At 32.9% G+C, this 19,036-nt stretch carries 15 protein-coding genes and 2 other annotated features; of the genes, 14 read left to right on the top strand and 1 reads right to left on the bottom strand.

All coding sequences use genetic code 11. The features are described from left to right. The first annotated feature begins 99 nt into the window (after positions 1 to 99). The 14 genes from ord (at position 100) to rffA (ending at position 18,231) form a co-directional block, all read left to right on the top strand. The gene (gene ord, locus BUA21_RS03105; protein WP_072743210.1) at positions 100 to 1,155 is read left to right on the top strand and encodes a 2,4-diaminopentanoate dehydrogenase; all 1,056 of its coding nucleotides are present in this window, start codon (positions 100 to 102) and stop codon (positions 1,153 to 1,155) included. Between the two features lie 22 nt (positions 1,156 to 1,177). Continuing rightward, positions 1,178 to 1,492, top strand: a complete 315-nt coding sequence (gene ortA, locus BUA21_RS03100) for a 2-amino-4-oxopentanoate thiolase subunit OrtA (protein WP_072743209.1) — start codon at positions 1,178 to 1,180, stop codon at positions 1,490 to 1,492. Further along, a complete protein-coding gene (gene ortB, locus BUA21_RS03095) occupies positions 1,485 to 2,900 on the top strand; it encodes a 2-amino-4-oxopentanoate thiolase subunit OrtB (protein WP_072743208.1) in 1,416 nt (471 codons plus the stop codon). Before ortA ends, ortB begins: the two co-directional genes overlap by 8 nt. Positions 2,901 to 2,913: 13 nt before the next feature. Then, on the top strand, positions 2,914 to 3,279 hold the full coding sequence (locus BUA21_RS03090; RefSeq protein WP_072743207.1) for an ornithine aminomutase subunit alpha: 366 nt from the start codon (positions 2,914 to 2,916) through the stop codon (positions 3,277 to 3,279). Next, positions 3,279 to 5,495: a D-ornithine 4,5-aminomutase subunit OraE gene (gene oraE, locus BUA21_RS03085; protein ID WP_072743206.1), complete on the top strand. Its 2,217-nt coding sequence runs from the start codon at positions 3,279 to 3,281 to the stop codon at positions 5,493 to 5,495. The genes BUA21_RS03090 and oraE overlap by 1 nt, the downstream gene beginning before the upstream one ends. Beyond that, positions 5,485 to 6,852, top strand: coding sequence for a GlmL-related ornithine degradation protein (locus BUA21_RS03080; RefSeq protein WP_072743205.1), 1,368 nt, complete (start codon positions 5,485 to 5,487; stop codon positions 6,850 to 6,852). Before oraE ends, BUA21_RS03080 begins: the two co-directional genes overlap by 11 nt. Before the next feature lie 59 nt (positions 6,853 to 6,911). Then, positions 6,912 to 7,976 (top strand): ornithine racemase Orr, encoded by a 1,065-nt coding sequence (gene orr / locus BUA21_RS03075; RefSeq protein WP_072743204.1) that lies wholly within the window; start codon positions 6,912 to 6,914, stop codon positions 7,974 to 7,976. Between the two features lie 18 nt (positions 7,977 to 7,994). After that, complete coding sequence (locus BUA21_RS03070) at positions 7,995 to 9,320, top strand: replication-associated recombination protein A (protein ID WP_072743203.1); 1,326 nt, start codon at positions 7,995 to 7,997, stop codon at positions 9,318 to 9,320. Between the two features lie 24 nt (positions 9,321 to 9,344). After that, positions 9,345 to 9,578: a binding site (T-box leader), on the top strand. A gap of 49 nt (positions 9,579 to 9,627) precedes the next feature. After that, positions 9,628 to 11,019, top strand: a complete 1,392-nt coding sequence (asnS, locus tag BUA21_RS03065; protein ID WP_072743202.1) for an asparagine--tRNA ligase — start codon at positions 9,628 to 9,630, stop codon at positions 11,017 to 11,019. A gap of 49 nt (positions 11,020 to 11,068) precedes the next feature. After that, positions 11,069 to 11,279, top strand: a binding site (T-box leader). A 48-nt stretch (positions 11,280 to 11,327) separates the two neighbouring features. Then, positions 11,328 to 13,739 (top strand): leucine--tRNA ligase, encoded by a 2,412-nt coding sequence (leuS, locus tag BUA21_RS03060; protein WP_072743201.1) that lies wholly within the window; start codon positions 11,328 to 11,330, stop codon positions 13,737 to 13,739. A gap of 141 nt (positions 13,740 to 13,880) precedes the next feature. Beyond that, positions 13,881 to 14,837, top strand: coding sequence for an L-threonine 3-dehydrogenase (locus BUA21_RS03055; RefSeq protein WP_072743200.1), 957 nt, complete (start codon positions 13,881 to 13,883; stop codon positions 14,835 to 14,837). Between the two features lie 120 nt (positions 14,838 to 14,957). Continuing rightward, positions 14,958 to 15,914, top strand: a complete 957-nt coding sequence (gene rfbB, locus BUA21_RS03050; RefSeq protein ID WP_072743199.1) for a dTDP-glucose 4,6-dehydratase — start codon at positions 14,958 to 14,960, stop codon at positions 15,912 to 15,914. A gap of 15 nt (positions 15,915 to 15,929) precedes the next feature. Then, complete coding sequence (locus BUA21_RS03045) at positions 15,930 to 16,994, top strand: glucose-1-phosphate thymidylyltransferase (RefSeq protein ID WP_084604118.1); 1,065 nt, start codon at positions 15,930 to 15,932, stop codon at positions 16,992 to 16,994. A gap of 109 nt (positions 16,995 to 17,103) precedes the next feature. Beyond that, positions 17,104 to 18,231, top strand: coding sequence for a dTDP-4-amino-4,6-dideoxygalactose transaminase (gene rffA, locus BUA21_RS03040; RefSeq protein ID WP_072743197.1), 1,128 nt, complete (start codon positions 17,104 to 17,106; stop codon positions 18,229 to 18,231). Between the two features lie 22 nt (positions 18,232 to 18,253). Here the strand turns inward: rffA and BUA21_RS03035 are convergent, their stop codons facing one another. Next, positions 18,254 to 18,964, bottom strand: a complete 711-nt coding sequence (locus tag BUA21_RS03035; RefSeq protein WP_072743196.1) for a glycosyltransferase — start codon at positions 18,962 to 18,964, stop codon at positions 18,254 to 18,256. Between the last annotated feature and the right edge of the window lie 72 nt (positions 18,965 to 19,036).

The following is a 19,036-nucleotide window of genomic DNA, read 5'->3' as shown; positions in this document are numbered from 1 at the left end:
GTATTTATCGCAATTTTCTTAAAAATTTGAAACCTTATAAGTTGGCAACAATATTGCATATATATAGATAAAAGGTAAAATATTCAGGAGGTGTTTTTGATGGAGAGAGAAAATGTGAAGGTTATGTTGTGGGGATTTGGCGCTATGGGCAGTGGAATGGCTAATATGCTACTTAAGAAAAAAGGAGTAGAGATTGTTGGAGTATGTGATATGCATCCGGAAAAAGTAAATAAAAGCATGTATGAAGTTCTAGGAATTGAAAGAGGAAATAGAAAAGATGTCATAATTGGGGATAGACCTGAAGAAATTATAAAAGAAGGAGCAACAAATATTGTGCTTCTTGCTACAGATTCATTTGTAAAAGGAGCATTTGAAAAAATAAAATTTTGCCTTGAAAGAAAAATAAATGTTATAACTACTGCTGAGCAAATGGCATATCCAAAAGCACAAGAAAAAGAATTGGCTTGTGAATTAGATAGAATTGCTAGGGAGAATGGTGTTACAGTTTTAGGTACTGGAATAAACCCGGGTCTTATAATGGATTTACTTGTAGTATGCTTAACTGGAGCTTGTGAAAATGTGGAAGAAATTGAAGCAGAGAGAGTAAATAGTTTGTCCCCATTTGGCCCTGCAGTCATGGAAGAACAAGGTGTTGGGCTTACAGTTGAAGAGTTTGAGAAAGGTACAAAAGATGGTACCATTGCAGGACATGTAGGATTTCATGAATCAATCGGGATGATAACTGATGCTATAGGCTGGAAATTAGATGAACAAATAACTCAAAGTCAGGAACCAATAGTGTCAACTGTATACAGAAAAGCACCTTTTGCTGAAGTTGAAGCAGGAAATATTGCTGGAGTGAATATGTTAGGGCTTGGAAAGGTTGATGGAAAAGTAAAAGTAAAAATGATACATCCTCAACAAGTAGAGCCAGAACTTGAAGGTGTTGATACCGGTGATTATATAAGGATAAAGGGTACACCAAATATCAGTATGGCCATAAATCCTGAAATTCCTGGTGGAATAGGAACTATTGCTATGTGTGTAAATATGATTCCTCATGTAATAAATGCACGTCCAGGACTCAGGACAATGATAGATTTACCTGTACCTAGGGCTATAATGGGCGATATGAGAGATTTAATCCAAAAATAATTGATGAAAAGAGGAGATTTTGATGGACGCCAAAAAAGGTGATTGGGTAAGAATTCATAAGATAGTATTGAAACCAGAAGAGAGGTCACCTCATTTGCCAGAAGATACACAAAAAGTACCTTTAGAAATGTGGGACAAAGGATTTCTTTTAAATGATGTGGCTAATATAGGTGATGAAGTAGAAATTGAAACTTATATTGGAAGAAAGACCAGCGGAACTTTGATAGAGATAAATCCTTATTATACTCATGATTTTGGCAAATGTGTTCCAGAACTTTTATATATAGGAAGACAAGTCAGAAGTCTCATTGAAGAGGTAGGTGAAAGAGATGACTAAAGATAGGAGCTTTGAAGGATTGATGGCTAGAAAAGGGGAGATAATGAAAAAAGCTGTAGGAATAGATTATGACACGTTTGAATCCGGAAGTATAGCCTTTGATTATGAAAGAATGATGAGAGAGACTGGTTATAGTTTACAAGAGATTGAAAGTATCCAAAGAGAAACTGGTGTTGGAAATACACCCATATTGGAACTTAAAAACTTGACTAAGTTGTCAAGAAGATTTGCACCTAGTGGAAAGGGAGCAAGAATTTTTGTAAAAGATGAAGCAGCTAATCCATCTGGCAGTTTTAAAGCAAGGAGAGCAGCTACAGCTTGTTATCATGCTCAAAGATTAGGATACACGGGTGTTATTGCTGCTACAAGTGGAAACTATGGGGCTGCTGTTGCTAGCCAAGCTGCTATGAGAGGACTCAAGTGCATAATAGTTCAAGAGTGCTATGATTCAAGAGGAATTGGTCAACCTGAAATTGTTGAAAAGGCAAGAAAGTGTGAAGCTTTTGGAGCTGAAGTTTTGCAACTTACTGTTGGACCAGAATTGTTTTCCACTTTTTTGATGTTGCTAGAAGAGACAGGATTTTTCAATGCTTCTCTATATACTCCATTTGGCATTGCAGGAGTAGAGACATTGGGATATGAATTGTCAATGCAATTTAGGGAAAGGAAAGGAAGAGATCCAGATGTAGTAGTTGTGACAAATGCTGGAGGAGGTAATTTGACTGGTACTGCAAGAGGGCTTTTAAAGGCTGGAGCTCAAAGTCAGGTAGTAGGTGCCAGTGTGAATTTAAAAGGTCTTCATATGGCAAGTGATACTCAATTCAACAAAAAATCCTTTACTACAGGTCATACGGGTTTTGGCATTCCATTTTCTACTTGGCCAGATAGATCAGATGTGCCAAGATCAGCTGCAAGACCATTGAGATACATGGATAGATATGTAACTGTAAATCAAGGTTCTGTATTCTACATGACTGAAACTTTGGCTCAATTGGAAGGAATAGAGAGAGGACCAGCTGGGAATATAGCACTTACTGCGGCTTTTAAAATAGCTCAAGAATTAGATGAAGACAAAATGATAGTTGTACAGGAAACTGAATATACTGGAGCAGGAAAACATATACAACCTCAACTTACTTTTGCCAAGGAAAATGGAATTGAAATAAAGATAGGGGATCCAAGAGAAGAAGTGCCTGGAGAAAATATAGTATTACCTAAAGATCCAAGTTATATAAAAATTGAAGAAGTTGATTTAGAAAAGCTCAAAAAATCTTATATAAGAAATTGTATTGAAAATGCTAAATCGGGAAAAGTGACAAGAGAAGATTTAGAATTTTTAGCAGAGGATAGTAAATCAAATATAGAATTTGTCAAAAATGTATTAGATGAACTTGGTGTTAAATATTAAGGGGGTGCTTTAATTGAAAAGGGAAGATGATTTTCAAGATAGAAGGAAACATCTAGAAAGTTTAAGTGAAGAAGAACTTGAACAAAGATTTTGGGAATTGGCAGAACAGATTGTAGATCCATTGGTGGATTTAGCATATAAAAATACATCTCCTTCAATAGAAAGATCTGTACTCTTGAGGATGGGTTTTTCTAGTTTGGAGGCTACTAGTATAGTTAATGGAGCAGTAGAAAGGGGCTTATTAGGCAAGGGAGCGGGAAATTTTGTATATAGATTGGCAAAAGAAAAAGACATGTCTATAAGAGATGCAGGACTTGCACTTTCAGAAGATAAAATGTGGGAAGATGTGGTAGTTATGTTTAAGGGAGGTGAAAATTAATGGAGCTTAAACCAAATGAAAAATTAGATATTGAATATATATTGAAAGATTTAGATAAATATAGGCCTAGAAGAAGAGGTTGGACTTGGAGAAGGGGTTCAGATGAACCTATCAAAATAGGGAAATTTGAATATTATGAAACTTCAGAGCTATTAAAACAAAGTCAACCATTGCCAGCTAGCAAATCTTTTGATTTTATAGATCCTCAACCAGACAATGTCATAACTACAGAAATTGCATCTGGAAGGTTTGAAGACGATATAAGACGTATGAGAATGGCTGCATGGCATGGAGCAGATCATATAATGGTCATAAGAACTGCAGGGCAGAGTCATTTTGATGGGCTAATAGAGGGAACACCACAGGGAATTGGTGGAATACCTGTGACTAGAAAACAGGTACGTGCACAGAGAAAAGCATTAGATATGATTGAAGATGAAGTTGGTCGTCCAATCAACTATCACTCTTATGTGAGTGGTGTTGCTGGACCTGAAATAGCAGTTATGTTTGCAGAAGAAGGAGTCAATGGAGCTCATCAAGATCCTCAATACAATGTTTTATATAGAAATATAAATATGGTCAGATCTTTTGTAGATGCTGCATGTGCAAAAAAAATTATGTCTTGGGCAGATATGGCTCAAATTGATGGTGCACACAATGCAAATGCTACTGCTAGAGAAGCTTGGAAAGTCATGCCGGAACTTATGGTGCAGCATGCACTGAACTCAATGTTTTCAGTTAAGATTGGAATGAAGAAAGAAAATATTTGCCTTTCAACTGTACCGCCAACAGCTCCTCCAGCACCTTGTATGAGGCTTGATTTACCTTATGCAGTAGCTTTAAGGGAGTTGTTTAGCGAATACAAAATGCGTGCTCAAATGAATACAAAATATATGGAATCGTCTACAAGAGAAGCTACTGTGACTCATGTTTTAAATTTACTTATTTCAAAATTGACAAGAGCAGAAATTCAATCAACTATTACACCTGATGAGGGTAGAAATGTCCCATGGCATATATACAATATGGAAGCTGTAGATACAGCTAAACAAGCACTTATAGGTATGGATGGACTTACAGAAATGGTAGAAATAAAGAGAGATGAAGGAGAACTTGCAGAAAAAGTAAGAGAGCTAAAGGAAAGAGCAGTATTGTTTATGGAAGAAATCATAGAAGTGGGTGGATATTTTAAAGCTGTTGAAGAAGGCTTCTTTGTGGATTCAGGATATTATCCAGAAAGAAATGGGGATGGAATATTTAGAAAGATTGATGGCGGAGTAGGTGTGGGTACAGTATATGAAAGAGAAGAAGATTATATGGCACCAGTTACAGCACATTTTGGCTACAACAATGTTGCTCAATATGATGAAAATGCTGTATATAATCCTTCAATATTGATTGATGGTTGTACTTTCGAAAAACCAGAAAAAATCGTATATATTGATGAATTAGATGAAAATGACAATGTGAATGTGCGATTGGAAGAAAATAGAGAGTTAAGAGAGACTACAAAAATGAAACCAGAAATGGAATGGATGGGTGATGGAATCATTCAAATCACATTATTTTTACCTGCTGAGGAAAGAGTTGCTGAGTTTGCAGCAATTGAAATAGGTAAAAAATTAGGTCTTGAGGATGTAGAGGTAATTCACAAGGAAATAATGCAAGAAGCAGAAGGAACGAGAATTGAGTTAAAAGGCAGAGTTCCATTCACCATAGATACAAATGATTTAGTTATACCTCCAAAACCAGAAATAATGTCCGATGATGAGATTAGAAAAGAAATAGATGTCCATCCTATGAAGATAGTAGCTGCAACAGTAGGAGAAGATGAACATTCTGTTGGATTAAGAGAAATAATAGATATTAAACATGGGGGAATTGAAAGATTTGGAATAGAATGTCATTATCTTGGGACATCAGTGCCTGTTGAAAAGTTAGTAGATGCTGCAATAGAACTTAATGCCGATGCTATACTGGCTTCTACGATTATTAGTCACGATGACATTCATTATAAAAATATGAAGAGATTAAATGAATATTGTATTGAAAAAGGTGTAAGGGATAAGATAATTCTTGCTGCAGGTGGAACTCAAGTTTCAAATGAAATTGCAGTTAAAAGTGGAGTAGATGCAGGATTTGGAAGAGGAACAAATGGAGCTCATGTAGCAACATTTTTAGTTAAAAAGAGAAGAGAGATGAAAAATGAAGATTGATATTTTAGTTGCAGAAATAGGTAGTACTACTACTGTCATAAATGCATTTGATGGTATTCATGGTCCTTGTCCTATGTTTATAGGACAAGGGCAGGCTCCAACTTCTGTATTAGAAGGAGATGTGAATATTGGGCTAAAAGATGCAATTGAAGATTTGAAAAACAATTTAAAGATTGATAGTATTGATTATGATGAGCTTATAGCTACTAGTAGTGCAGCAGGAGGGCTTAGAATGACTGTTCATGGTCTAGTATATGATATGACAGTTAGAGCAGCTAAAGAGGCAGCATTAGGGGCAGGAGCCAATATAAAGTATATTACTTCAGGTAAGCTTAGAAAAACTGATATAAAGAAGATTGTTGAAATAAATCCCAATATTATTCTTATTGCAGGTGGGGTGGATTATGGAGAAAGGGATACGGCAATTTACAATTCTCAAATAATAGCTGAACTAAATTTAAATGTGCCAGTGATTTATGCTGGAAATATTGAAAATCAGGAAGAAATAAAAGAAATCTTTGCAGATTCAAAATCAGAACTATATATGGTAGAAAATGTTTATCCTAAAATTGATGAATTAAATATTGAATCTACTAGAAAAGTAATTCAAGATGTCTTTGAAAGTCATATAATTAATGCTCCAGGAATGGAAAAAATAAGGGATATGGTCACGGGTCCAATATTGCCTACTCCTGGTGCAGTGATGCTTTCTTCTCAACTACTATATGAGGAACTTGGAGATTTGCTTACATTAGATGTTGGAGGGGCAACAACGGATGTACACTCAGTGACAGAGGGAAGTGAAGAGGTATCTAGAATTTTGATAAATCCTGAGCCTAAGGCTAAAAGAACAGTAGAAGGGGATTTGGGTGTATATGTAAATATGCATAATATCGTAGATATAGTAGGAAAAGATAAATTAAAGGAAAACTTAAGCGTAAGTTTAGAAGAATTGGAAGAAATTATAGCCAATCACAAACCTATACCTGTAACTAAAAAAGAGAAAAAATTTGTTGAAGAATTAACTTATCATGCAGTAGTAGTAGCTTTAAAAAGACATTCAGGTTCGTATAGGCATCTTTATGGTCCTAATGGGAAAAGAACCGTTGCAGAGGGAAAAGATTTGACTCAAGTCAAATACATTGTTGGAACAGGAGGAGCATTGACTCGTCTTTCTAGGAGAATGGATATAATGAGAAAAATTCCTAAAAACAACAATGGAATGGAACTGTTGCCAAATGAAGATGTGATTATGCTTATAGATAATGATTATATAATGGCTTCACTAGGTGTACTTTCTATAAAGTATCCTGAAGCTTCGCTTAAACTTCTAAAGAATAGTCTAGAAATTGATTAAACAAGTCCAACAATATTGTTGGACTTGTTTAAAATATAGTATAAAAATGGGGGATAAAAATGGAATATCCTAGAATTAAAATTAATTTAGAGAAAGTTAGAAAAAACACAGAAACAATAGTTAATAGATGTGATAACTTAGGTATAAGTGTAGCAGGAGTGACAAAAGTTTTTTGTGCGGACTTAAAAATAGTAAAAGCCTATATGGATGGTGGAGTTAGCTATTTAGCGGATTCCAGAATTCAGAATTTAATGAATTTAGAGGATATAGATATATCTAAAATATTGTTGCGATTGCCTATGATTAGTGAGGCTGAAGAAGTAGTCCAATATGCAGATATATCTTTGAATTCTGAAATAGAGACTATAAAAGCTCTTTCTAAAATTGCCATAGAAAAGAATACAGTTCATAAAATTATTTTGATGATTGATTTAGGAGATTTAAGAGAAGGACTTTTTAAAGATGAAGACATATATACTACTGTAGAAGAAGTACTAAAGCTTGAAGGCATTGAATTGATGGGTATAGGTACAAATTTAACTTGCTATGGAGGTATAATTCCAAGACAAGAAAATTTAAGTAGATTGGTTGAATTGAAAAAGTGTATAGCTAGGAGATATGGTATTGAATTAGAAATTATATCTGGAGGAAATTCTAGTAGTTTACATCTTGTGTTTGAAAACAAAATACCAGAAGGCATAAATCAACTTAGATTGGGAGAATCCTTGGTGCTTGGAAGAGAAACTGCCTTTGGGAATAGAATAGATGGAACTTTTGATGATGCTTTTATATTGGAAGTAGAAGCTATAGAGCTTAAAGACAAACCTTCAGTGCCTATTGGAGAGATTGGAATAGATGCCTTTGGAAATAAACCTGAATTTATTGATAGAGGAATTAGAAAGAGAATGATATGTGCTATTGGAAAGCAAGATATAGATTTAGGCGATATAGCACCTTTAGATGAGGATATAATAATTTTAGGAGGTAGTAGCGACCACTTGATATTAGATGTAACTGATAGTAAAATAGAATATAAAGTTGGAGATAAAATAAAGTTTAAATTGAAATATGGAGGAATACTTAAAGCTATGACCTCTATATATGTAAAGAAAATATATGTTTAAAACGAATTAGGTGATTAAATGGATTTATTTAGCTACAGTATGGAAAGACAATTGAAAAGGGAAGCACCTCTTGCTGAAAGAATGAGGCCTACAATATTAGAAGAATTTGTTGGTCAAAAGCATGTGCTAGGAGATGGAAAGTTTTTGAGAAGGTCAATTAGTGCTGATAGACTTCCGTCTATGATATTATATGGCCCTCCTGGGACTGGCAAAACTACATTAGCTATGATTGTTGCCAATACTACAAATATGAAATTTGAGAAACTAAGTGCTGTTACATCTGGAGTGAAAGATATTAGACTTGTTACGGAAAAAGCAGAAGAAGAATTGAAGATGTATGGCAATAGGACTATATTGTTCATTGATGAAATTCATAGATTTAATAAATCTCAACAAGATGCACTACTACCTTTTGTTGAAAAGGGTATAATAATACTTATAGGTGCAACTACAGAAAATCCTTATTTTGAAGTGAATAAAGCACTTCTTTCTAGAACTGTGATCATAAAGATGGAACCTTTAAAAAGGAATGATTTAAAGGAACTTATTTTAAGGGCTTTAAATGACGGCGAAAAAGGTCTTGGAAAATTTAATGTAAGTATAGATGAAGAAGCAATAGAATGTCTTGTAGATATAGCAAATGGAGATGCTAGAGTAGCACTGAATTCTTTAGAACTTGCAGTTTTGACAACTGAAAAAGATGTAAATAATACAATTCATATAGACAAAGAGATTATAATCAATTCAATTCAAACAAAGAAAATTAAATATGACAAAAGCGGAGATGAACACTATGATACAATTTCTGCTTTCATAAAAAGCATGAGGGGTTCAGATCCAGATGCAGCACTGTATTGGCTGGCAAAGATGATAGAAGGTGGCGAAGACCCCAAATTTATAGCAAGGCGCATCATTATATGTGCTTCTGAAGATGTTGGAAATGCTGATCCTCAAGCACTTTCCATAGCTGTATCTGCTTTTCGTGCAGTTGAAATAGTTGGAATGCCAGAGGGAAGAATCCCTTTAGCTCAAGCAGCAGTGTATATAGCTTGTGCACCTAAGAGCAATGCATCTTATCTTGGAATAAATAATGCTTTGTTAGATGTTAGAAACAATGAGATAGGAGAAGTGCCTAAACACTTGAAAGATGCTAGTTATAATGGAGCTAAAAATTTTGGATATGGGATTCAGTATAAATATCCCCATGATTATCCCAATTCTTTTGTTGAGCAACAGTATTTGCCTGATGAATATAAAGATAAGATTTATTATAATCCTACTAAAAATGGCTATGAAAAAATGATTAGTGAAAGATTACATGAACTATTTGACAAAAATGAATAATAAAACTATAATAATAATAATAGTTTAAAAACAGTGAAGGGAAGAGTAGGTATAGTTGAAGTTATAGCGATTCGGTGATGGTGGAAGGCCGATACCTAAACCATATTGAAGAACATCCTGGAGTTTCTAACCGAAATTTTTAAAGTAGGCTTAGACGGATTCACACCGTTATATGTGATAGGTATATAGAAAAGTACCAAAATGAAGTGGCTATTTACATAGCAATTAGGGTGGCACCGCGAACCTTTCGTCCCTTTAGAAGGATGAAAGGTTTTTTTATATATATTTTTAAGAGAGGAGAGGAAAAATGGAAAAGCTTACTGTAAAAGAAATTTATAGAGAAACGGAAAAGTATCTAAATAAAGATGTAAAAATTGAAGGATGGGTGAGAACTCTAAGGAGTTCTAAAGCATTTGGTTTTATTGAAGTAAATGATGGGACTTTTTTCAAAAATATTCAAATTGTATTCGATGAGAATATGGAAAATTTTAAAGATATTTGTAAACTTCCCATTAGTTCATCTATAGTAGTTGAAGGAAAATTGGATTCAACTCCTGAAGCTAAACAGCCTTTTGAAATTAAAGCGACTAATATTTCAGTAGAAGGTTATTCTAACAATGATTATCCATTGCAAAAGAAAAGACATTCTTTTGAATATTTGAGAACAATAGCTCATTTAAGGCCTAGAAGCAATACTTTCTCTGCAGTATTTAGAGTGAGAAGTTTAGCTGCATATGCAATACACAAATTTTTCCAAGAAAGAGGATTTGTCTATGTTCATACTCCTATAATTACAGCAAGTGATGCTGAAGGAGCAGGAGAAATGTTTAGAACAACTATTTTGGATTTGGAAAATCTGCCATTAGATGAAAACAAAAAAGTTGATTTTAAAGAAGATTTCTTTGGGAAAGAGACAAATCTAACAGTTAGTGGTCAGTTGGAAGCAGAAGCTTATGCACTAGCTTTTAGAAATGTATATACCTTTGGGCCAACTTTTAGGGCGGAAAATTCCAATACTGCAAGACATGCGGCAGAATTTTGGATGATAGAACCTGAAATTGCTTTTGCTGATCTTAAAGATGACATGAATTTGGCAGAAGACATGATGAAATATGTTATAAGCTATTGTTTGGAAAACGCAAGGGAAGAAATGGAGTTTTTTAATTCTTTTGTAGATAAAGGACTTTTTGCAAGATTAGAAAATGTAGTAAATTCTGATTTTGGATGTATAACATACACAGAAGCAGTTGATATTTTAAAGAAATCAGGGGAGTCTTTTGATTATCCTGTAGAATGGGGAATGGATTTACAAACAGAACATGAAAGATATATAACTGAGAAAGTATTTAAGAAACCAGTATTTGTCATAGATTATCCAAAGGATATAAAGGCTTTTTATATGAGATTAAATGATGATGAAAAAACTGTTGCAGCTATGGATTTACTTGTACCTGGAATAGGGGAGATAATTGGAGGAAGTCAAAGAGAAGAAAGACTAGATGTATTGGAAAGAAGAATGGATGAGATGGGACTAGATAAGGAAGCATATTGGTGGTATTTAGAATTGAGAAAATATGGTGGAACTAAACATGCAGGTTATGGACTTGGATTTGAAAGAGCTATAATGTATATAACTGGTATGACCAATATTAGAGATGTGTTACCTTTCCCAAGGACAGTTAATTCAGCAGAATTTTAAAATATTGTTGATTTTATATTTTGAATTTGGTATAATACAGGAAAATCATATATAGACATTGAAGAAAAGTAGTAGGTTTAGAGCTATTTAAAGAGAACTGTTGGGTGGTGAAAAACAGTATTAGCTAAAACTGAACTCGTTTCTGAGTTGTCAAAGTGAAAATAGTAGCTTTGACCGGTTGCAAGCCGTTATATTTTAAAGTGGGAAGATGAAATCTTCCAATTAGTGTGGTACCGCGGAGTAAACCTTTCGTCTCTAATATAGGCGAAAGGTTTTTTTATCTTTAAAAATATGAGGAGGTTTGAAAAATGACTGAGTACAATCCGAATGTTATTGAAAAGAAATGGCAAGATATTTGGGAAGAAAAAGAAGTTTTTAAGACTAGTACAGATAAGTCTAAACCTAAGTTTTATGCGTTGATAGAATTTCCTTATCCTTCTGGGAAAGGACTACATGTAGGTCATCCAAGACCTTATACTGCTTTAGACATAGTTGCAAGGAAAAGAAGATTTGAAGGATACAATGTTCTATATCCAATGGGCTGGGATGCTTTTGGACTTCCTACAGAAAACTTTGCAATTAAAAATAAAATTCACCCAAAGGTTGTTACAGAAAAAAATGTAGAGATGTTTAAAAATCAACTTAAGTCCATAGGATTTTCTTTTGATTGGTCAAGAGAAATAAATACTACAGATCCAATGTATTATAAATGGACTCAATGGATATTTTTGAAGATGTTTGAAAAAGGTCTTGCTTATAAGCAAGAAATGCCTATAAACTGGTGTACTTCTTGTAAAGTAGGTTTGGCAAATGAAGAAGTTGTAAATGGTACTTGTGAGAGATGTGGTGGAGAAGTTGTAAGGAAGGTTAAGAACCAATGGATGCTTAAGATCACTGAATATGCAGATAGACTTATAAATGATTTGGATACAGTAGACTATATTGAAAGAGTAAAAACTCAACAAATAAACTGGATAGGTAAATCTGAAGGAATGGAAGTAGATTTTCAAATCAGTGGAACAGATGACAAATTGAGAGTTTTTACAACTAGACCAGATACATTGTATGGTTCTACCTATATGGTTATAGCACCTGAACATCCATTAATAGAAAAATATAAAAATGAAATTAAAAACTTAGATGAGTTAAAAACTTATCAGGAGATGAGTAGCAAAAAATCTGACTTTGAAAGAACTGAATTAGTTAAAGAAAAAACTGGTGTCGAAATAAAAGGATTAAAAGCCATAAACCCAGCTAACGGAAAAGAAATTCCTATTTGGATTTCTGATTATGTACTTATAAGTTATGGTACGGGAGCTATTATGGCGGTACCTAGCCATGACAGCAGAGATTGGGAATTTGCGAAAAAATTTGGTCTTCCAATAGTAGAAGTTGTAGCTGGTGGAAATGTAGAAGAAAACGCATATACAGATACTGAATCAGGAATATTGATAAATTCAGGTTTCTTAAATGGTTTAGAAGTTAAAGAAGCTAAAAAGAAGATGAGCGATTGGCTTGAAGAAAAAGGTCTTGGAGAGAGAAAAATAAATTATAAATTGAGAGACTGGGTATTTTCTCGTCAAAGATACTGGGGAGAACCTATACCACTAGTTTATTGTGAAAAATGTGGATGGGTGCCTGTTCCAGAAGAAGAATTGCCTGTTTTGTTGCCTGAAGTTGAAAGCTACGAACCTACAGACAATGGAGAATCACCTCTTGCCAAGATGAAAGATTGGGTAGAAACAACTTGTCCTAAATGCGGCGGGAAGGCTACAAGAGAAACAGATACTATGCCTCAATGGGCTGGTTCATCTTGGTATTTTTTAAGATATATAGATCCACACAATGAAAACGAGTTGGCAAGTAAAGAAGAATTAGATTATTGGCTACCAGTAGATTGGTACAATGGTGGAATGGAACATACTACATTACATTTACTTTATTCAAGATTTTGGCATAAGTTCTTATATGATTTAGGAGTAGTTCCTTGTCCAGAACCTTATAAAAAGAGAACTTCTCATGGTATGATACTTGGAGAAAATAATGAAAAAATGTCAAAATCCAGAGGAAATGTAATTAATCCAGATGAAATAGTCAATGAATATGGCGCAGATACATTGAGAACCTATGAAATGTTTATTGGGGACTTTGAAAAAAGTGTTCCTTGGTCAGAAAACGGAGTTAAAGGATGTAGAAGATTTTTAGAAAGAGTATGGAGATTACAAGATATTGTTGTAGAAGGTGACGACTGTTCTAAAGAGCTAGAAACCAGTATCCACAAAACTATCAAGAAGGTAACAGAGGATTATGAAAATCTTAAGTTCAATACTGCTATAGCAGCTCTTATGTCACTATTAAATGAATTCAATAGTATAGGCAAGATGACCCATGAAGATATGAGAACCTATCTTATTTTGTTAAATCCTGTAGCACCACATATTACTGAAGAAATGTGGGATAGATTAAATTTAGGAGGTATGTTACACAAGGCTACATGGCCAAAATGGGATAAGGATAAAATTGTAGATGAGATAATTGAAATTGCTATACAAATAAATGGTAAAGTCAGAGGGAAAGAGACTATATCTATAGACGAGACAAAAGAGTCTATAAGAGAAAAAGTTTTGAAAAACGAAGGTACGAGAAAATATGTTGAGGGGAAAAATATAGTTAAAGAAATATATGTGCCAGGAAAAATATATAATATTGTAGTTAAATAGGCAGGGGATAAATTCCCTTGTCTCAAACTATTGTATATATATTTGATTGTTAAATTAAATTAAGTTTTTGAATTTGTGAAAATATGTTATAATTGAATTGCTAATTAAAAAAGTATACCTATTATTTGGAGGTGCGATGTAATGAGAAAAATTTTAGTTACGGGTGCTTTAGGTCAAATTGGTTCAGAACTAACTATGGAATTAAGAAAAATATACGGAAATGACAATGTTGTAGCTAGTAGTAGAAGAATGAAGGAAGGTCAAGAAAAAGTAATTGAGTCAGGTCCTTTCGAAATTGTAGAAGTGACAAATGCTGAACAAATTGCAGATGTTGTGAAAAAACATGAAGTAAATACAATTGTTCATTTGGCAGCTTTACTTTCAGCAGTTGGAGAACAAAAACCAAATCAAGCATGGGATATAAACATGAATGGGCTATACAATGTATTGGAAGTGGCAAGAGAAAAAAATTGTGCTGTATTTACTCCAAGTTCTATTGCTGCATTTGGACCATCTACTCCAAAGGATAAAACACCACAAGATACTATACAAAGACCAGGAACTATGTATGGTGTGACAAAAGTAGCAGGAGAATTGCTATGTGACTATTACTATAAAAAGTTTGGTGTAGATACAAGAGGAGTACGTTTTCCAGGACTTATTTCTTATGAGACATTGCCAGGTGGTGGAACTACAGATTATGCTGTACATATCTACTATGAAGCATTGAAACAAAAGAAGTACACAAGCTTTATCCAAGAAGGTACTCTTATGGACATGATGTATATGCCAGATGCTCTTAATGCAATTATAAGTTTGATGGAAGCAAATCCAGATAAACTTATTCATAGAAATGCTTTCAATATAACTGCTATGAGTTTTGCACCAGAAGATATTGCAGCTGAAATCAAGAAACATATACCAGAGTTCGAAATGGATTATGATGTAGACCCAGTTAGACAAGCCATTGCAGATTCTTGGCCAGATTCTTTAGATGATAGTGCAGCAAGAAAGGAATGGGGTTGGGATCCGAAATATGATTTGTCAAGTATGACTATTGATATGTTAGAAAAATTAAAAGAAAAACTAAATAAATAGATATTTTATAAAAAGTCTTAGTTGAAATACTAAGACTTTTTATTTTACCTGATTGCCAATGTCAAAATCATTCATATTAAATACTATAGTATTAGAAAACAAATAGGATGGTGGTTGAAATTGAAAAAAATATTAGTGACAGGTGGAGCTGGTTTCATTGGGAGCAATTTTTCAAGATATTTTTTAAACAAATATAGAGATTTTAAAGTTATAAATCTAGATAAATTAACTTATGCAGGCAATATAGATAATATAAGAGATTCGCTAGATGATAAAAGATATAGTTTTGTAAAGGGTTCTATAAATGATCAAAAGCTACTACAACAATTATTTGATGATAAAATTGACTATGTAGTTAATTTTGCAGCTGAATCCCATGTTGATAGAAGTATAGAAGATTCACTTATATTTACTAAAACAAATACTTTAGGAACTCATGCTTTATTAGAATTTGCAAAAAAGTATGGAGTAAAGAAATTTGTTCAAGTGTCTACTGATGAAGTCTATGGAACATTGGGTAGAGATGGAGTTTTCACAGAAACATCTCAAATAAATCCTTCCAATCCTTATTCTGCAAGTAAAGCTAGTGCTGACTTGCTTTGCCTTTCTTATTACAAGACATACAAATTTCCCGTAGTTATCACAAGATGTTGTAACAATTATGGTCCATATCAGTTTCCAGAAAAGCTCATCCCTCTGATGACTATTAAGGGAATAAAGGGGGAGAAATTACCTATTTATGGAGATGGGCAAAATATAAGGGAATGGATTCATGTAGTGGATCATTGTAGGGCAATAGATATGGTTATTGATAGGGGAAAGACAGGTGAGATATATAATATTAGCACAAGGGAAGAAGGAAGCAATATAAATATAGTGAAAGAGATATTGAAATTGTTAAATAAATCAGAAGAGCAGATTGAGTTTGTAAGTGATAGGCGAGGTCATGATTTTAGATATGCATTAGATAATACTAATATAGGATGGAAACCTGTTTATAATTTAAAAGATGGCTTAAATGAGACTATAAAATGGTATGTGGAAAATGAAGAATGGTGGAACAAACTTATTCATTAAAGAGGTGATTATATTATGAAAACTCTCATATTGTGTGGTGGAACGGGTAGCAGACTTTGGCCTGTGACTCTTTCTGTTCAAAAACAGCTCATTCCTATAGCAAATAAACCAATACTATTTTATATAATTGATTCCTTAGTTGAAGTAGGAATAGTGGATATAGGAATTTTGTCAAATCAAAAAGAAGATACTTTTAATGAAGCATTAAGATTCTACGAAAAAAGAGAAAAAATAAAATATACTTATATAGATCAAGATAAACCAATTGGACTTGCTAATGCTGTTGTTTCGGCAAAGGAATTTATTGATAATGAAAAATTCATCATGATTTTAGGAGATAATATGTATAAGTTTAGTTTAAAAAAGTTTCTAGATAAATTTAATTCCGAAAATGTAAACTGTAGTATATTATTGAAAGAAGTTGAAAATCCATCTCAATTTGGGGTAGCTGATGTTTTAAATGGGAAAATAGTAGATTTAGTTGAAAAGCCTAAAAATCCTCCTTCAAATTTAGCTATTACTGGTATATATGCTTTCGATTCTAGTATATTTAAAGCTTGTGAAAATATAAAATCTTCTTGGAGAGGTGAATATGAGATAACTGATGCTATAAAGTGGCTACTAGATAATAGTTATAATGTAACTTATGATATATTAGAAGGTGATTGGAAGGACTTAGGGACACCTGAGGATATACTAAAAGAAAATATGAATAGGCTTATTGGTATCAAAGAGAATGTAGTGGGAGAGATTATATCTTCTGATATTTCTGGTAAAATTATTCTTGAGGAAAATTCAAAAATAATAAATAGTATCATTAGGGGACCAGTGAGTATAGGAGATGGTGTTATGATAGAGAATTCTTATATAGGTCCCTATACATCACTAGGGAACAATGTCTCTATCTCTAATTGTCAAATTGAAAATAGTATTATACTAGATGAATCCAATATTTCAGATATTGATTCTATAATTGATTCGAGTATCGTAGAAAAGGGATCTGTTATTAAAAAAAGTACCCAATTAAGAAAAGTTAGTTCATTTTTATTAGCTAAAAATAGCTTAGTCATATTAGAGTAGATTTAAAGAATATATTAGTAGCGAGAAGATTAAAAAACTTTCTTCTTGCTACTTAATTTTGTAGGTTAATAATGTAAATTTATAAATAGAATAAAAGGGGATGGGATAAATGATACCATTTAATAAACCTTATATGACCAAAAAAGAAATATTATATATAGAAGATGCTATTTTCAGAGGTAAACTATCTGGTGATGGATATTATTCTAAAAAATGTAGTACGTTTATAGAAGAAATTTTTAATACTAAAAAGGCATTGCTTACTACATCTTGTAGTTCTGCGTTAGATATGGCTGCTATTCTTTTGGATTTAAAAGAAGGAGATGAAGTGATCATGCCATCTTATACCTTTGTTTCAACTGCCAATGCAGTAGTTTTAAGAGGTGCAGTGCCAGTTTTTGCAGAAATAGAGGAAGATACATTAAATATTGATCCAGAAGATATAAAACGAAAAATAACAAATAAAACAAAGGCAATTTTTCCTGTTCATTATGCAGGTGTATCTTGTGATATGGATAGAATAATGAATATTGCTAGGAAAAACGATCTAAAGGTTGTAGAAGATGCGGCACAAGGAGTAAATTCAAAATACAAACAAAAATATCTTGGGACTATCGGGGATATAGGTTGTTATAGTTTTCATGAAACTAAAAATTATGTATGTGGAGAAGGTGGAGCAATACTTATAAATAATGATGAAGAATTGGTGAGAAGAGCAGAAATAATAAGGGAAAAAGGAACGGATAGAGCTAAATTTTTTAGAGGAGAAGTGGATAAATACACTTGGGTAGATGTGGGCTCAAGCTATATTATTTCTGATATCAATGCAGCTATGTTGTGGGCACAATTTGAAAGAATTGAAGAAATAAATGAAAAGAGGAAGAAAATTTATAAAATGTACTACAAAGGGTTAAAAAAATTGGAAGTTGTAGGGAAAATCAAACTTCCCACAATTCCTGATTGTTGTAAAAGCAACTATCATATATTTTATATGTTGCTTAATAATGAATTTGAAAGAAATCATTTAATGAATGAAATGAAAATTCATGGAGTGGAAACTATATTTCACTATATACCTCTTCATATATCACCAATGGGAGAAAGATTAGGGTATAAGAAGGGGCAATTAAAAGTGACAGAGGATTTAAGTGGCAGATTGTTGAGACTCCCTATGTATCCAGGCTTAACAGATGCGGAAATCAATTATATTATAGAAATGATTTATAAATATATTTAAAGACCTCAGTTGAGGTCTTTATCTATTCCATAAAGTCTTTTAATATTTCATTTATCATTTTTTCATTTTTAATAATGTCTTTATCTTTTATATTGTATCTCTCGAAGCAAGTCACATCATTGTGGGTATGGGCATGACGAATATAGTTGCGTTTTGGTATTATTTCATGTGGCAGATTAATCACATAGTTATGTCCTCCTGGAAGCTCGTATCTTTCACCACCTAGATATTTATCTACATCATAGATGAGGGTATAATAATTTGGCGATGTATAGAAAAATTTTGCTATTCTATTTTGTACAGAATCATATATATATCCATTTTGATTTATGATGACTTTTGTTTGTTTTGAAGGATTTATATCGTAGAGTTGTTGTATAAATGTTTTGTGATACATATCATCACAATCTAATCTTATCATATATAGCAAATCATAATTTTTTATTTTTTCTGCAACTATTTTTTTAAATTCTTCTGGTGTTACAAATTTCACATTAGCAGGAAGTTTTTCATATTTTTTGATTTCAGTTTCTATTATGTCCTTGCTTTTAGGATCATATTGTATAAAAGCTAAGAAGTTTTTATTTGTTTGAGCTTTAAGGCTTTTTAAGGTATAATTCATAAAGATTTTCATTCTATTTTCAATCCAATCAATAGTCAGCCTTTCTTTTCTTATAGCCAATACATTGAAGCAGCTTTCTATTATCATGATTTTTGTCTGATTATCTTTCATTTAATATTTCCCTCCAATATTTGATATATTATATACCTAAAGTTTATGAATACTAGTTTATTTTGTTATTTT

The organism is Sporanaerobacter acetigenes DSM 13106, from assembly GCF_900130025.1.
GTDB classification, from domain to species: Bacteria; Bacillota; Clostridia; order Tissierellales; family Sporanaerobacteraceae; genus Sporanaerobacter; species Sporanaerobacter acetigenes.
Note: the sequence above shows the minus strand (reverse complement) of the source record. Positions and strands in the feature narration are given on the sequence as shown.

Excerpts from the sequence above, each read along its gene's own strand:
- leuS (WP_072743201.1), top strand. The coding sequence starts at position 11,328 with ATGACTGAGTACAATCCGAATGTTATTGAAAAGAAATGGCAAGATATT.
- orr (WP_072743204.1), top strand. The coding sequence starts at position 6,912 with ATGGAATATCCTAGAATTAAAATTAATTTAGAGAAAGTTAGAAAAAAC.
- ortA (WP_072743209.1), top strand. The coding sequence starts at position 1,178 with ATGGACGCCAAAAAAGGTGATTGGGTAAGAATTCATAAGATAGTATTG.
- rffA (WP_072743197.1), top strand. The coding sequence starts at position 17,104 with ATGATACCATTTAATAAACCTTATATGACCAAAAAAGAAATATTATAT.
- oraE (WP_072743206.1), top strand. The coding sequence starts at position 3,279 with ATGGAGCTTAAACCAAATGAAAAATTAGATATTGAATATATATTGAAA.
- BUA21_RS03045 (WP_084604118.1), top strand. The coding sequence starts at position 15,930 with ATGAAAACTCTCATATTGTGTGGTGGAACGGGTAGCAGACTTTGGCCT.
- BUA21_RS03035 (WP_072743196.1), bottom strand. The coding sequence starts at position 18,964 with ATGAAAGATAATCAGACAAAAATCATGATAATAGAAAGCTGCTTCAAT.
- ord (WP_072743210.1), top strand. The coding sequence starts at position 100 with ATGGAGAGAGAAAATGTGAAGGTTATGTTGTGGGGATTTGGCGCTATG.
- asnS (WP_072743202.1), top strand. The coding sequence starts at position 9,628 with ATGGAAAAGCTTACTGTAAAAGAAATTTATAGAGAAACGGAAAAGTAT.
- ortB (WP_072743208.1), top strand. The coding sequence starts at position 1,485 with ATGACTAAAGATAGGAGCTTTGAAGGATTGATGGCTAGAAAAGGGGAG.
- BUA21_RS03070 (WP_072743203.1), top strand. The coding sequence starts at position 7,995 with ATGGATTTATTTAGCTACAGTATGGAAAGACAATTGAAAAGGGAAGCA.
- BUA21_RS03055 (WP_072743200.1), top strand. The coding sequence starts at position 13,881 with ATGAGAAAAATTTTAGTTACGGGTGCTTTAGGTCAAATTGGTTCAGAA.
- BUA21_RS03080 (WP_072743205.1), top strand. The coding sequence starts at position 5,485 with ATGAAGATTGATATTTTAGTTGCAGAAATAGGTAGTACTACTACTGTC.